Annotated in this window: 15 protein-coding genes and 1 tRNA gene; 8 read left to right on the top strand and 8 right to left on the bottom strand. The window is 71.3% G+C overall.

Annotated elements, in window-relative coordinates; genetic code table 11:
• Window positions 1–57: 57 nt before the first annotated feature.
• A tRNA-Gly gene (locus DZA62_RS30945) sits at window positions 58–131 on the top strand.
• Between the two features lie 221 nt (window positions 132–352).
• Here the strand turns inward: DZA62_RS30945 and DZA62_RS30940 are convergent.
• Window positions 353–871 (bottom strand): hypothetical protein, encoded by a 519-nt coding sequence (locus tag DZA62_RS30940; RefSeq protein ID WP_157988017.1) that lies wholly within the window; start codon window positions 869–871, stop codon window positions 353–355.
• Window positions 872–1,227: 356 nt separating this feature from the next.
• Here DZA62_RS30940 and DZA62_RS30935 point away from each other — a divergent pair, with 356 nt between their 5' ends.
• The 3 genes from DZA62_RS30935 to DZA62_RS30925 all read left to right on the top strand — a co-directional run bounded on the left by DZA62_RS30935 (window position 1,228) and on the right by DZA62_RS30925 (window position 3,156).
• Entirely contained in the window at window positions 1,228–1,662 is a 435-nt protein-coding gene (locus DZA62_RS30935) for a hypothetical protein (protein WP_116952817.1), read from the top strand.
• A 97-nt stretch (window positions 1,663–1,759) separates the two neighbouring features.
• Window positions 1,760–2,551 (top strand): ArsR/SmtB family transcription factor, encoded by a 792-nt coding sequence (locus DZA62_RS30930; RefSeq protein WP_116952816.1) that lies wholly within the window; start codon window positions 1,760–1,762, stop codon window positions 2,549–2,551.
• Between the two features lie 62 nt (window positions 2,552–2,613).
• Window positions 2,614–3,156 (top strand): GNAT family N-acetyltransferase, encoded by a 543-nt coding sequence (locus DZA62_RS30925; RefSeq protein ID WP_198664382.1) that lies wholly within the window; start codon window positions 2,614–2,616, stop codon window positions 3,154–3,156.
• On the opposite strand, the gene DZA62_RS30920 is transcribed toward DZA62_RS30925, so the two are convergent.
• Window positions 3,131–3,466: a YnfA family protein gene (locus DZA62_RS30920; RefSeq protein ID WP_116952837.1), complete on the bottom strand. Its 336-nt coding sequence runs from the start codon at window positions 3,464–3,466 to the stop codon at window positions 3,131–3,133. The genes DZA62_RS30925 and DZA62_RS30920 overlap by 26 nt on opposite strands.
• A gap of 71 nt (window positions 3,467–3,537) precedes the next feature.
• Here DZA62_RS30920 and DZA62_RS30915 point away from each other — a divergent pair, with 71 nt between their 5' ends.
• Window positions 3,538–3,948, top strand: coding sequence for a RidA family protein (locus tag DZA62_RS30915; RefSeq protein WP_116952815.1), 411 nt, complete (start codon window positions 3,538–3,540; stop codon window positions 3,946–3,948).
• A gap of 19 nt (window positions 3,949–3,967) precedes the next feature.
• On the opposite strand, the gene DZA62_RS30910 is transcribed toward DZA62_RS30915, so the two are convergent.
• From DZA62_RS30910 to DZA62_RS30885, 6 genes are all read right to left on the bottom strand, one after another.
• A complete protein-coding gene (locus DZA62_RS30910) occupies window positions 3,968–5,047 on the bottom strand; it encodes a phage baseplate protein (RefSeq protein WP_116952814.1) in 1,080 nt (359 codons plus the stop codon).
• Window positions 5,044–5,751, bottom strand: coding sequence for a glycerophosphodiester phosphodiesterase (locus DZA62_RS30905; RefSeq protein WP_116952813.1), 708 nt, complete (start codon window positions 5,749–5,751; stop codon window positions 5,044–5,046). Before DZA62_RS30905 ends, DZA62_RS30910 begins: the two co-directional genes overlap by 4 nt.
• Window positions 5,751–7,157, bottom strand: a complete 1,407-nt coding sequence (locus DZA62_RS30900; protein ID WP_116952836.1) for an ABC transporter substrate-binding protein — start codon at window positions 7,155–7,157, stop codon at window positions 5,751–5,753. The genes DZA62_RS30905 and DZA62_RS30900 overlap by 1 nt, the downstream gene beginning before the upstream one ends.
• Before the next feature lie 35 nt (window positions 7,158–7,192).
• Window positions 7,193–8,017 carry a carbohydrate ABC transporter permease gene (locus tag DZA62_RS30895; RefSeq protein ID WP_116952812.1) on the bottom strand — a complete coding sequence of 275 codons (825 nt, stop codon included), beginning with the start codon at window positions 8,015–8,017 and terminating at the stop codon, window positions 7,193–7,195.
• The gene (locus DZA62_RS30890) at window positions 8,014–9,018 is read right to left on the bottom strand and encodes a carbohydrate ABC transporter permease (protein WP_198664381.1); all 1,005 of its coding nucleotides are present in this window, start codon (window positions 9,016–9,018) and stop codon (window positions 8,014–8,016) included. The genes DZA62_RS30895 and DZA62_RS30890 overlap by 4 nt, the downstream gene beginning before the upstream one ends.
• 200 nt (window positions 9,019–9,218) lie before the next feature.
• Complete coding sequence (locus DZA62_RS30885) at window positions 9,219–10,028, bottom strand: DeoR/GlpR family DNA-binding transcription regulator (protein ID WP_116952811.1); 810 nt, start codon at window positions 10,026–10,028, stop codon at window positions 9,219–9,221.
• A gap of 166 nt (window positions 10,029–10,194) precedes the next feature.
• On the opposite strand from DZA62_RS30885, the gene DZA62_RS30880 reads away from it, so the two are divergent.
• Genes DZA62_RS30880 through DZA62_RS30870 form a run of 3 tightly spaced genes read left to right on the top strand, consistent with a single transcriptional unit; the run spans window position 10,195 to window position 13,156 of the window.
• Window positions 10,195–11,769, top strand: a complete 1,575-nt coding sequence (locus tag DZA62_RS30880) for an FGGY-family carbohydrate kinase (RefSeq protein WP_116952810.1) — start codon at window positions 10,195–10,197, stop codon at window positions 11,767–11,769.
• Window positions 11,766–12,374, top strand: coding sequence for a histidine phosphatase family protein (locus DZA62_RS30875; protein ID WP_116952809.1), 609 nt, complete (start codon window positions 11,766–11,768; stop codon window positions 12,372–12,374). The genes DZA62_RS30880 and DZA62_RS30875 overlap by 4 nt, the downstream gene beginning before the upstream one ends.
• Complete coding sequence (locus DZA62_RS30870) at window positions 12,371–13,156, top strand: DeoR/GlpR family DNA-binding transcription regulator (RefSeq protein WP_116952808.1); 786 nt, start codon at window positions 12,371–12,373, stop codon at window positions 13,154–13,156. The genes DZA62_RS30875 and DZA62_RS30870 overlap by 4 nt, the downstream gene beginning before the upstream one ends.
• Window positions 13,157–13,159 lie beyond the last annotated feature (3 nt).

The following is a 13,159-nucleotide window of genomic DNA, read 5'->3' as shown; positions in this document are numbered from 1 at the left end:
CGGACAAGTCTAGGCCAGATCACAGGGTACTCTGTGCCACGGGCTTCTTGGCCCTGCGCGGGTGTAGCTCAATGGCAGAGCCCCAGCCTTCCAAGCTGGTCATGCGGGTTCGATTCCCGTCACCCGCTCCACATCCCGCAGCTCAGCGGGGGTCTTGTGACCCGTCAAGTCTGACCTACGCCACCGATGCCGGGCACGCGTTCATCGACCGCGCCTTGTCTCTGCCGAGGTCGTGGACCACTCCAGCGAACGTCTGACCAGGGCCGGGGTGCCCGGCGACGAGGTCTACGGCGCTGACCCGTGCCGGCGACGAACCACCAGCGGACCGTGAAGATCACGATCCACGCCGGAGCTAAGCCTGTGCCGGCGGGGTGGTGTCACTCGCAGCCGGTTCAGGAGGTGCTGCCGGGCGCTTGTAGCGCCTGACGCTCCGTACCATCAACGCAGCCATCACCAGGCCGAACATCAGCACGAACACACCGGCGGCCATCCTCGGGCCCGGGTTGTAGTCGACGGTGTAGGCGGTCGGCCGGCCAGCGTCGTCGTGCAGGCGCACGTTGTCGATCCTCGCCGGCATCGGGTCGCCGTGGCGGGTCCGTTCGGCGTCGCTCAACAGGACGCCGGTCCGAGTGATCGTGCCGTCCTCGCTGACGAACTCGCCGATCCACGCGCAGCTGTCCCTGCCACAGTCACGGTCCGTGGGGGTGAGTGAGCCGACCGGGCCGTCGGCCTGAGCGTCACGACCATTCAGCCCCTCGGCGATCAGGGCGCCGCCACCGCCGACGCCGACCATGGCAACGAACACGATCATGAACCAGATCAACACCCTGCCGCGCCTGGTCAGCGGTCTCGGCGGCTTCGGCGCGGTCATGGCATAGAGCCTGCCATGACCCGGCATCTCTCACGTCGGCTACCTGCGGCCAAGCCGGCAACGGGGAACAGCACGATGAAGATCACGATCTACGACTCGAGTACTAGCCGACGACTGCCGCGCATCAGCCGACGGCGCACACGAGCCCACGACACCAGCTCGCCGCCGTCGACCACGAGACGCCCCGGATCGACCGCCGGCACTGGGGTCGAACCGGCGCCCGTCGAGCTGGGCGGCTCCGGTCCCGTCCCTCTCATGCCGCGATGGCCCAAGGCTCACGACGACCGGCCGTTGCCGGCGCACCCAGGCCAAGGCGGCGGCATCGGGCGTTCACGTCGCGATGGGAGGATGCGCCGGTGAGCCTGACGACCGCGCCGAACCTGCAGATCGCCGAGCACCGTTGCCCCGACTGCGCCCAGCCGTTCCGCCGCGTCACCGGCTTCGTCCACCGCGACGGCTCCCCGTACGCCGTCTTCTACGCCAGCTGCCACCACCACGACGGCAACGACGTGCTGCTCGACGCCGTGTTCGGCACCTGGGAGGGCGACGACCACAGCGACCACGTGACGTTCGGCTGCCGCATCGGCCCGGTGCCCGGCCAGCCCGGACCGGCGGTCCAGCTCATGCCCGCGGCCGCCTCCTTCGACGCGGCGGCGCTGTTCGGCCGGAAGCTGAGCAGCGACGAGGCCGCGCGCCATCCCCGCCTCGACGACTTCCGCGAGCTCGTCCAGCACGTCCTGAGCACCAACACGGTCATCGCCGCGCACCTCAGGGCCGATCCGCCTCGATGACCATCTGACGCCCGACGGTTGACATGCAGCCGAACGGCTGCCTATGGTCGAACCATAAAAGGCAGCCGATCAGCTGCCTATCCAGCGATGAGGACCCATGGACGACGACGTGTTCCGGGCGCTGGCGGATCCGAGCCGCCGGGCGCTGCTGGACAGCCTGAACCGTGGCAACGGCCAGACGTTGCGCCAGTTGTGCGCCGGCCTGGACATGGCCCGTCAGTCGGTCAGCAAGCACCTCGCCGTCCTCGAGGCGGCCGGCCTCGTCACCACCGAGAAGCGCGGCCGCGAGAAGCACCACTTCCTCAACGCCGAGCCGATCAACGCGATCGCCGACCGCTGGATCAGCCGGTACCACCGCGGGCGCGTGCAGGCGCTCGCCGACCTCAAGACCGCATTGGAGGCCCCCATGAGCAGCACCGAGTTCACGTACACCACGTTCATCAGGACCACGCCGGAGAAGCTCTGGCAGGCGCTGACGGACAACGCGTTCACCAGCCGCTACTGGGGCGCCACGTTCGACACCGACTGGCGGGCAGGCTCGGCGATGGTCTGGCACGAGGCCGGCGCGACGATCGCCGACGACGAGCAGCGGGTGCTCGAGGCCGAGCCCTACCGGCGTCTCGCCTACACCTGGCACACGTTCACGCCCGAGTTCGCCGCCGCGCACGGGCTCGACCCCGAGAAGGTGGCGGCGACGGCGAAGGAGCAGCGGTCCAGGGTGACGTTCGAGCTGGAGCAGCGCGGCGAGCTGGTCCGGCTCACCGTCGTCCACGACGGCTTCGAACCGGGCAGCCAGGTCCTCCAGGATGTCAGCGGCGGCTGGCCGGAGCTGATCGCGAGCCTCAAGACGCTGCTCGAGACCGGCGAGCCGCTGCCCGCCGGCGCCTGATCCGGCGACTCCGCAACGCGCCGCCTTGTGTTCCGGCGTCGCGGCGAGCACGATGTGCCCCGATGACCGAAGTGATGACCGACCCGAAGCACATCAGCATCGTGCAGCTGAACAAGGCGGCGCTGACGGCCCTCGCCGACGGCGACATCGTCACGGCCAACCAGGAGTCGCCGGTCGAGCTGACGCCGTACTGCGCCGGCTCGCACTGGAGCAGTGTGTGGCGCATGCGCAGCGAGCAGATCGCCACCGACCCCGCCAGCGCCGCCTGGATCACCGGCATCGTCTGGGACGACGACCGCCAGGTCGCCGTGGGACACGCCGGGTTTCACGGCCCGCCCGACCACGACGGCCGGGTCGAGGTCGGCTACGCGATCGACCCGGCGCACCGCCGCCGAGGGTACGCCCGGGCCGCGCTGGAGGTGATGCTCGACCGCGCCGCCCACGACCCGCAGGTGCGCGTCGTCCGCGCCAGTGTCAGTCCGACGAACCTGGCCTCGCGCAACCTCGTGGCGCAGTTCGGGTTCGTCGAGGTGGGCGAGCAGTGGGACGACGAGGACGGCCTCGAGACCATCTACGAGCTCACGCGGGACGAGGCGCGTACATGATGATCGCGACGCCGACGATGCAGATCGCCGCGCCGATCACGTCGTAGCGGTCCGGCCGGAAGCCGTCGGCGATCATCGCCCAGGCCAGCGAGCCGGCGACGAACACGCCACCGTACGCCGCCAGGACCCGGCCGAAGTGCGCGTCGGGCTGCAGCGTAGCGACGAACCCGTACAGGCCGAGCGCGATCACGCCCAGGCCGGTCCACAGCAGGCCGCGGTGCTCGCGCACGCCCTGCCAGACCAGCCAGGCGCCGCCGATCTCGGCGACGGCGGCGAGCAGGAACAGCGCGATCGAACGGGCGACGGTCATGGCCGCCACCCTAGAGGCGGTCCCCGCCGGCGATCGCCGACGTTGTCGGTGGCCGGCCGTAGGCTCCCGCCATGCCCATGGAGCTGATCAACCCGCCCGGTCTCCCCCAGGCCCCGGCCTACTCCCAGGTCGTCGTCGCCACCGGCTCGCGCCAGGTCGTCGTCGCCGGTCAGGTGCCGTGCGACGCCGACGGCACCCTGGTCGGCGCGGGCGACCTCGCCGCCCAGACCGAGCAGACGCTGCGCAACGTGGCGACGGCGCTCGCGGCGGCCGGCGCCACGTTCGCCGACGTCGTCCGGCTCGGCATCTTCGTGGCCGGCTACAACGAGCACAGCCTCGAGCAGGTGCGCGTGGGCCTGGTCGCCGCCGGCGACGTCGTCGTCCGGCCCGACGGCCCGCCCGCGGCCACGCTGGTCGGCGTGGCCGCGCTGGCGTTCCCGGGTCAGCTGATCGAGATCGAGGCGACCGCCGTACTGCCCTGATCGACGGTGCAGCAGCCGGCTACCCGCCGAGCGACTTCGTCAGGATCGTGCAGAGCCGGTCGTCGTCGGGGTCGGCGGTGACGCTGGTCCCGAAGGCGAACCCCAGCCGCGCCGTCGGCCGTCGCCCAGGCGTCTCGAGCCAGACGCCGAGGCCCTCGGGCTCGCGGCGGTGCAGCTCGTGCCCGTCGATCGTGCGCACGCGCTCCTCGACGCCGCCGGTCCGCCAGTCGACCCGCGTCAGGTGCGCGTTGCCCTTCCCCTCCGGCGGGTTCGTCGCGCTGTAGATCTGCCCGTCGAAGAGGTAGAGGTCACGCCCGTACGTCGCGTAACCCTGGAACACCGGCCCGCCGCTGAGCACGTCCGGCTGGGCGACGTCGGCGATCGGCTCGTACGCGGGCCGCTCGCGGCGCACGTCGTCGAGGTCGAAGAGCGCGAACCGGAACGCGCCGTCGCGGCGGTACCGCATGACCAGCGTCCGGTGGACGGGGTCGACGTTGCAGGTGGTGCGGTCGACGCCGGGCAGCAACTCGCGCCGCTGCAGGCCCGGCGTCGCGTCGGCGTCGATGACCGCACCGTCGGCGAACGGGAACCGCAGCAGCCGGGTCCCCCACCCGCTGGCGCCTTCGGTGACGGCGTCGACCTCGGTCCACAGGTGCACGTCGCGGCCGGTCCGCTCGACGCCGATCGCGACGCCGTGCCCGAACCGCTTGAGGTACATGTGCCCGAGCAGGTTCCCGGCGAGGTCCAGCTTCGACAACGTGAGGTCGCCACGGGCGGCGCGGCGGGCGTACTCCTCGTCACCGGGCGCGTCGCCGGGGAGGATGGTGCCGCCCTGGGTGATCTGCACGACGTACACATGCCGGCCGGTGCTGTCGACGGCGAACGACTGCATGATGGTCCGCTGGTCGTGCAGGCCGACGTTGACGAAGAACGGCTCGGCCGGCTCGGTCAGCCCGAACGACGGCGTCCGCGCCGGCGCCCCGCCCCGGCCGGCCGCCGCTGCCGCCGTCGCTGTCGTCGACCCCGTCGCCGCCAGCACTCCGGCGCCCGCCGCCGCACCGCCGAGCCGGACGAACGTCCGCCGCGAGAGTTCCGTCATGATGCCGCCTCCTCCGCCCGCACGAGCTCTTCCACGATCGCCGCCGTCTCGTCCGTCGTGAACCCGTCGACGCCGAGCGCCTGAGCGTCGCGAAGCTGCTCCGGCGTGTTGACCAGCCAGACGCTGAACTCCAGGCCATGCGACTGCGCCCTCTCGACCAGCGCGCGGTCGGTGCCGGACCAGCCGAACAGCACGCGCGACGCACCCAGCTCGACGGCCCGGTCGAGCGACTCGGCCGACCCGCCGGACGCGATCAGCCCGACCGGCGCGTCCGGGAACAGCCGGACCAGCTCGGCGACGACGTCCGGGTCGAAGCAGCACGGCGAGATGCGGGCGAGGTCGCCGGGGCGGTCGCGCAGCAGTTCGGCGAGCGGGCCGACCGCTTCCGGCGCCTTGATCTCCACCTGCAGGCGTAGCCGCGGGCCGACGCCGTCCAGCACCTCCTCGAAGGACGGGATCCGCGCGCCGCCGCCGGCGTCGAGCGCCTGGAGCTCACGCAACGTCAGCTCCGCGACGGCGCCGGTGCCGTCCGTCGTCCGGTCGACGGTGGCGTCGTGCATGACGACCAGCCGTCCGTCGGCCGACAGCCGCAGGTCCAGCTCGACCTCGTCGGCGCCCTCGTCGACCGCTTGCAGGAACGACCCGATGGTGTTCTCCGGCACCACCGACGGCGAGCCGCGGTGCGCGCACACGCTCAGGTCCATCAGCCGAAGTACTTCTCGTAGCCGGGCCGGATGTCCTCGACGCCCTGCCGCAGCTGCTCCGCGACCTCGTCGAACACGTCCTGCGGATCCTCGCTGCCGTCGCTGTAGATGCGCTGCAGGCCGCTGATGATGATGTCGGTGCCGTTGGGCAGGTAGGAACGGATCGCGTCGCTGCCCTGCGCCTCCGGGAGCTGCTCGACGGCGACGTTGAAGTTCGGGTCGCTGGCCAGCGTCTGCGCCAGTTCGGGGACGTCCATCGACGCCTTGACGATCGGCAGGTAGCCGGTCGCGAGCGTCCACTCGGCGGCGTTCTCCGGCTGCCCGAGGAACTTCAGCAGCTGGAACGCGGCATCCTTGCGCTCCTGTGCAGCCCCTTTGAGCAGCGAGAAGCCCATGCCGCCGGTCGGGACGCCACTGGCCACCTCCTGCGGCAGGAAAGCGGTGCCGACCTCGAACCCGGCGGTCGCGGAGGCCTCGTAGATGCCGCGCAGCCCGCCGGTCGACGTGATCGTGGTCGCGACCACGCCGGTGCCGAAGTCGGTGCCGGACGCCTGCGCGAGGTACCCGTAGCCGTCCTCGAAGATGTACTGCTGGTGCCAGCGGGCCGCGTCGACGGCGCCACCGGAGTCGATGGTGACGTCCAGGCCCTCAGACAGCCGGCCGCCGAACTGCCAGACCGAGGCCATGAACTGCCAGTCGTCGTCGCCGGTGAAGGCGTGCGCCTTGAGCGGCTGGCCGTTGACGCTGAGCTCGGAGATGGCCGACGACCACTCGCGCAGCTCCGTCCAGGTCTCGGGGCCGCGGTCGGGCAGGCCGATCTGCTGGAACACGTTCTTGTTGTAGTAGAACAGCGGCGTGCTGCGGCCGAACGAGAGCCAGTACAGCTCGTCGCCGACCAGCCCTTCGTCGAAGAGCGCCTCGACGTAGTCGTCGCGGCCGAACTCGTCGTCGAAGTAATCGTTCAGCGGCTCGAGGGCGTCGTTGATGAGGAACCGGCCCCAGAACGTGTCGGCGAGCATCATCACGTCCGGGACGGCGCCGGCCCGCAGCGCCGCGGTGAGCTTCGGCGCGGACTCGGCGTACGCGCCCTGGAACTGCACCTCGGCGTAGATGTCCTCCTGCGACTGGTTGAACTTGTCCACCAGCGCGGCGAGCGCCTCGCCGTTGACGCCGCCCATCGCGCTCCACATGGCGACGTTGACGCGCCCGGCGTACTGCGACGGCGGGCTGACGTCGACCTGGTCGAGGTTGCCGCCCGGGTCGGAGGTGTCGTCGCCGCTGCCGCCGTCGTCGGTGACGCCGCCCGCGCAGCCGAGCAGGGGTACGGCGACGCCGGCGGCCGCCGCCATGGAGAGGAAGTCGCGCCGGCTCGGTCGGGAGGGGCGCAGAACGGTGCGGTGTCGCATGGTCGGAGCGTCCTTTCGTGACTCGCGGGCGGGGGTCAGCCCTTGACGGCCCCGCCGGTCAGCCCGCGGGTGATCTGCCGCTGGGCGACCAGGAAGAGGATGAGCATCGGGAGTGCGACCATCACCGTGCCGGCCATGATCGCGCCCCAGTTCGAGTAGCCCTCGGTGGAGCGCAGGTAGAGCAGTCCGATGGGCAGCGTCCGCATCTCGACGGTGTTGGTGACGATGAGCGGCCAGATGAAGTCGTTCCACATGTCGACGATCGCGATGATCCCGACGGTGACCAGCATCGGCTTGCACATCGGCAGCACGACCTGCCACATGATGCGCAGGTGCCCCGCGCCGTCGACGCGCGCCGCCTCGACGATGTCGCCGGGCAGCGTGAGCATGTACTGCCGCAGCAGGAACATGCCGAACACCGAACCGGCACTGGGCACGATGAGGCCCAGGTAGGTGTTCACCCAGCCGAGGTTCGACACGGTGATGTAGTTGACGATCAGCGTCACGTTGTTCGGCACCATCAGGGCGCCGAGCATCACCAGGAAGATCACGTTCTTGTACGGGAAGCGCAGGAACACGAACGCGTACGCCGTGAGCGTCGCGTTGACCAGCTTGATCGTGGCGCCGCCCGCGGTGACGATCAGCGAGTTGACGAAGAAGTCGCCGAACGGCGCGGCCCGCCAGGCCTCGGCGAAGTTCTCGACGTGCCAGCTGGGCAGCCAGCGCGGGGGGAACTGGTAGATGTCACCCGGTTCTTTGAGAGCAGACGAGAACAGCCAGTACAACGGGCCGATGAACAGCAGCCCGACGGCCACCAGGCCGGCGTACAGCAGCACCCGTCGCAGCCGTGCGGCGGTCATGTGTAATGCACCTTGCGCTGGACGAACCTGGTCTGCAGGCCCGTGACGACGAGCAGGATGACGAACAGCAGCATGGCGGCCGCGGCGGCGGTGCCGGCGTCGGAGGCGCGGAAGCCCTGCTGGTACACGAACCACGACAGGGTCGTCGTGGCGTCGCCCGGCCCTCCCCCGGTGAGGACGGCGATCATGTCGTAGGCCTGGAAGGTGCCGATGATCGACGTGACCAGCACGAAGAACGTCACCGGCGACAGCAGCGGCAGCGTGATCCGCCGGAACGTCGTCCACGTGCCGGCGCCGTCGAGCTTGGCCGCCTCGTAGAGCTCCTCCGGGAGGTTCTGCAGCCCGGCGAGGTAGACGATCGCGACGAACCCGATGCCCTTCCACAGGTACGCGATGACCAGCGCGATCAAGGCCCAGTCGGCGTCGTTCACCCATCTCGGCGACTCGATCCCGAACGGATCCAGCACCACCCGCGACAGCCCGTACGCCGGGTCGAAGATGAACAGCCACAACGTCGCGACGGCGGCGCCGCTGACGATGTGCGGGGCGAACGCCACGGTCCGGACGAGCCCTCGGCCGCGCAGCTTCTGGTCGAACAGCAGCGCCAGCGCGAGCCCCAGCACCACGCTGCCGACCACGATCGCCGCGCTGAACGTCAGCGTGTTCAGCAGGATCCCGTGGAAGCTCGAGCTGGTGAACAGGTTCTCGTAGTTCTGCAGCCCCACGTAGCGCGGTGCGCCGGAGATCATGTTCCAGCGGGTCAGGCTCAGCCAGGCGTTGTAGATGACCGGCCAGTAGTCGAAGGTGCCGATGATCAGCAGATTCGGCGAGATCATCAGCAGGAACAGCGAGTATTCCTTGCGGCGACGGCGCCAGTGGTGCGGGCCGCGGCGGCGCCGGCGGGCCGTGGACCCGGGGCCGCCGCTGCCGCTGGTGGCGGCCGCGGCGCCGTCGGCGCCCGCGTCGTCCTGGCCCCGCCGGGCGGCGGTGGTGGTGGTCACGAACGCCCTCCCGACGTGACGGTCATCTTCGACTGTGCGAGTGACCGTAACAGACTTAACACGAAGAACGATAGACTTAACTTCCACGAAGAGATGAACTGCAAGCGGCCGCTCGGCGACCACTCCGTGACCGGCCGGATTCGTGGCGGATCGGGGCCGGTTCCGCGGTGATTCCGGGCGGTTCGGGCGGCGCGGCGGGCTCAGCTCGCGGGCACCACGGTGGCGTGCTCGCCCAGCTCGGACAGCAGGCGGTCGCCCGCGTCGGCGTTGACCACCAGCTGGTCGAAGTCCGACGTCGGCGCGAGGCGGTGCAGCGCGGTGCGGTTCAGCTTCGTGGGGTCCATCAACAGCACGCGCCGCCGGCCGGCGGCCATCATGGCGCGCTTCACGGTGACGATCTCGGGTTCCTGGTGATAGGTGGTCGAGATGGTCATGGCCGACGTACTCAGGAAGACGATGTCGGTGGTCAGGGCGCCGATCGCCTCGATCGCGCTCAGGCCGAGGAAGGCGTCGTGCGTGGCGTTGTAGTCGCCGCCGACGCCGATCAGGTGGATGTCGGGCATCGTCTTGAGCGCCTGCATGATGGGTAGGTAGTTCGTCACCACCGTCAGCGGCCCGAGCCGCAGCTCGCCCAGCCGGCGGGCGACGAACAGGTTCGTCGTCGAGGTGTCGAGCATGATCGACATCCCCGGCTCGATCATGCCCAGCGCGGCCGTCGCCAGCGACTCCTTCTCCTTGACCTGCACCCGGACCCGGTACTCGGAACTGCTCTCGAACACCGTCGACGGCTGCGCCGACACACCGCCGTGGAACTTGCGCACGACGCCACGCCGGGCCAGTTCGTCGAGGTCACGGTGGACCGTCATGACGCTCGCCCCGGTCAGCTCGGTCAGCTCGCTGACCGTGGCGACCCCATGGGCGACCACGTGCGACACGATGGCCTGCTGGCGCGCGTCGCGGGCGAGCGAGCGCCGCGACGGCGGGTCGGCTGGACGGGTGGGCGGCGTCATGCGAACAGTCTGGCGCAGCGGCCGGACGTTGGGGCGTCACGCCTCACGACTCCGCCGGACGAACCGCCCCACTGCATCGCACGATAGGTTATCTTTAACAGTCAGTTGTGTTATCTATGCGATAACGTGCGTCAGGACGCACAGACATCGAGGCGACGGGGTGCATATGGATCCGAGGTCGGCGGACGTCATCTGGGTGGGCATCGACCTCGGGACCCAGAGCGTGCGCGTCCTCCTCGCCGACGACACCGGCCAGGTGCTGGCGCTCGGTTCCGCCAGGCTGACCAGCCATCGGCGCAGCGACGCCGGCCGCCGGCACGAGCAGGATCCGCACCAGTGGTGGGAGGCCGTCGGCGAGGCGTCGCGGCAGGCGTTCGGCGAGCTGCCGCCGGCGTGCCGATCGGCCCCCGTCGGCGCGGTCGCCGTGTGCAGCACATCCGGCACCGTCCTGCTCGGCGACGACCGGGGCGCTCCGCTCACCCCCGCGCTCATGTACGACGACGCGCGCGCGGTCGACGAACTGGCCCGCCTGAAGCGCCGGTTGGCCGAGGCGGACGGATCCGCGGGCTCGGGCACCGCCGTGCAGCTGTCGTGGGCGCTGCCGAAGATCGACTGGCTGTTCCGGCACCACACGACCACCGGGCTGTCCGGCCGCTACGTCGCCCACAGCGCCGACGTCATCGCCGCGGCACTGGTCGGGCATCGCGTCGACACCGACAGCAGCCACGCGCTGAAGTCCGGCTACGACGTCGCCGGCCGCCGCTGGGACGAGCGCCTCCTCGGCGCGGCGGGCGTCGACCCCGCGACGCTCCCCGAGGTCGTCGCGCCGGGCAGCACGCTGGGCACCGTCACGCACGCGGCCGCCGCGCACACCGGCATCGCGGCCGGCACCCCCATCGTCGCGGGCATGACGGACGGGTGCGCGGCGCAGATCGCCGCCGGCGCGCTGACCCCCGGCTCGTGGAACTCCGTCCTCGGCACGACACTGGTGCTCAAGGGCGTCTCGCCCACGCTCATCGACGATCCCGCCGGGGCGGTCTACAGCCACCGGCACCCCGACGGCGGCTGGCTGCCCGGCGGCGCCTCCAACGTCGGGGCGGGCGCCGTCGCCGGCGAGTTCGCCGACGACGACCTCGACGCGCTCGCCGCCGCGGCCGGCCGGCGCTACGAGCCCGCGGGCGCCGTCATCTACCCGCTGACGGCGCGCGGCGAGCGGTTCCCGTTCGTCCGGCCCGACGCGACCCGGTTCGAGCTCGGCGCCACGTCGTCGCGGGCGGAGCGATACGCCGCCGTCGTCCAGGGCGTCGCCTACGTCGAGCGCCTGTGCTTCGAGCGGCTCGCCGCGCTCGGAGCTCCCGTCGACGGTGATATCCGTATCACCGGTGGTGGTACGCGAAGCGACTACTGGAACCAGCTGCGCGCCGACGTGCTCGGCCGGCCGCTGGTCATCCCGCGGACCCCGGAGCCCGCGTTCGGCATGGCCGTCCTCGCGTCGGCCGCCGGGCATCGCGTCGACGCGCCCGGGGTCACGGTCACGCAGCGCGCGGCGGCCATGGTCGGCCGGCGCGCGGTCGTCGAGCCGCGGGCCGACGCGCACGAACGGCTGGCCGAAGGCTACGACCGGCTGGTCGCCGAGCTCACCCGGCGCGGCTACCTCGACGACGCGGACGAGGCGGCACCGTCCACAGGCAGCACACCGACGACCGCCGCGCAGCGGCTGAGCAGCAGGTACACCCCATGACGACGACCATCACGCTGGCCCGGCACGGCCGCACGCCCTGGCACGAGGGCAACCGCTACACCGGCTCCAGCGACATCGGCATCGACGAGGTCGGCCAGGCGCAGGCCGAGGTCCTCGCCGCCCACGCGAAGGAGCATCCGCCGGACGCCCTCTACGCGTCCGACCTGCTCCGTGCCCGCCAGACCGCCGGCGCCGTCGCCGACGCGACCGGGCTGGAGGTCCGCGTCGACGCACGTCTGCGCGAGCTCGACTTCGGTCACGCCGAGGGCCGCACGCTCGCCGAGCTGCGCACCACCGACCCCGACGCCGCCGAGGCGTTCGTGCGCGACCCCGTCGCCCACCACCTGCCCGGCGGCGAGCACCCCGAGGCGGCCGCCGGCCGGGCGGAGCGGGCGCTGCGCGAGATCGCGGCCCGGCACCCCGGCCAGCGCGTGCTCGTCGTCTGTCACAACACCCTGATGCGCCTGGTCGTCTGCCGGCTCACCGGCATCCCGCTGCGCGCCTACCGCACCGTGTTGCGCGGCCCGGACCCGACCGCCACCACGCAGCTGAGCTTCGGCCCGTCCGCCGTCATGCTCGACCACTACAACCAGGCGCCCCGATGACCGCCCGGACGACGCGCAGCGCCCGCCAGGACCGCATCGCCGATCACGTGCTGCGCGAGGGCTCGGTCACCGCGAGCCAGCTGGCCGAGACGTTCGGCGTCAGCCTCATGACCGTCCACCGCGACCTCGACGAGCTCGAGCGCCAGGGCGTCGTCCGCAAGTTCCACGGCGGCGTCAGCGCGCAGCCGTCCAGTGTGTTCGAGAGCAACGTCGCCTACCGGCTGCGCACCGCGCGGGCCGAGAAGGCCGCCATCGCCCGCTATGCGCGCACGCTGGTCGAGCCGGGCATGGCGGTCATGCTGGACGACTCGACGACGACGCTCGGCGTGGCGGAGCTGCTCGCCGACGCGGCGCCGCTCACCGTCATCACCAACTTCCTGCAGGTCATCAACACCATGAGCCGCTCCGACCGGGTCCGGCTGATCTCCCTGGGCGGCGAGTACTACCCGACGCACGACTCCTTCCTGGGCGTGCCGTGCATCGAGGCGATCGAGTCGCTGCGCGCCGACGTGCTGCTGACGTCGACGTCGGCGGCGTCGGGCGGGCTGACCTACCACCAGGAGCAGGAGATCGTGCTGGTCAAGCGGGCGATGATGCGCTCGGCGACGCGCAGGGTGCTGCTCATGGACCACACCAAGCTCGGCGGCACCGCGCTGCACCAGCTGGCGCCGCTCACCGACTTCGACGACCTGGTGGTCGACGGCGGCACGCCGCCCGAGGTCGTCCGGGCGCTGCGCGAACGCCGCGTGAACGTCCACGTCGCACCGCTCGACACCCCCTGACCG

The organism is Jiangella endophytica, from assembly GCF_003427025.1.
Classification (GTDB): domain Bacteria; phylum Actinomycetota; class Actinomycetes; order Jiangellales; family Jiangellaceae; genus Jiangella; species Jiangella endophytica.
The sequence above is the reverse complement of the archived record's forward strand: the minus strand, read 5'-3'. Positions and strand labels throughout refer to the sequence as shown.

Coding starts and splice junctions, on each gene's coding strand:
- DZA62_RS30940 (WP_157988017.1), bottom strand. CDS start 871: ATGACCGCGCCGAAGCCGCCGAGACCGCTGACCAGGCGCGGCAGGGTG.
- DZA62_RS30930 (WP_116952816.1), top strand. CDS start 1,760: ATGGACGACGACGTGTTCCGGGCGCTGGCGGATCCGAGCCGCCGGGCG.
- DZA62_RS30925 (WP_198664382.1), top strand. CDS start 2,614: ATGACCGAAGTGATGACCGACCCGAAGCACATCAGCATCGTGCAGCTG.
- DZA62_RS30920 (WP_116952837.1), bottom strand. CDS start 3,466: ATGACCGTCGCCCGTTCGATCGCGCTGTTCCTGCTCGCCGCCGTCGCC.
- DZA62_RS30915 (WP_116952815.1), top strand. CDS start 3,538: ATGCCCATGGAGCTGATCAACCCGCCCGGTCTCCCCCAGGCCCCGGCC.
- DZA62_RS30910 (WP_116952814.1), bottom strand. CDS start 5,047: ATGACGGAACTCTCGCGGCGGACGTTCGTCCGGCTCGGCGGTGCGGCG.
- DZA62_RS30905 (WP_116952813.1), bottom strand. CDS start 5,751: ATGGACCTGAGCGTGTGCGCGCACCGCGGCTCGCCGTCGGTGGTGCCG.
- DZA62_RS30900 (WP_116952836.1), bottom strand. CDS start 7,157: ATGCGACACCGCACCGTTCTGCGCCCCTCCCGACCGAGCCGGCGCGAC.
- DZA62_RS30895 (WP_116952812.1), bottom strand. CDS start 8,017: ATGACCGCCGCACGGCTGCGACGGGTGCTGCTGTACGCCGGCCTGGTG.
- DZA62_RS30885 (WP_116952811.1), bottom strand. CDS start 10,028: ATGACGCCGCCCACCCGTCCAGCCGACCCGCCGTCGCGGCGCTCGCTC.
- DZA62_RS30880 (WP_116952810.1), top strand. CDS start 10,195: ATGGATCCGAGGTCGGCGGACGTCATCTGGGTGGGCATCGACCTCGGG.
- DZA62_RS30875 (WP_116952809.1), top strand. CDS start 11,766: ATGACGACGACCATCACGCTGGCCCGGCACGGCCGCACGCCCTGGCAC.
- DZA62_RS30870 (WP_116952808.1), top strand. CDS start 12,371: ATGACCGCCCGGACGACGCGCAGCGCCCGCCAGGACCGCATCGCCGAT.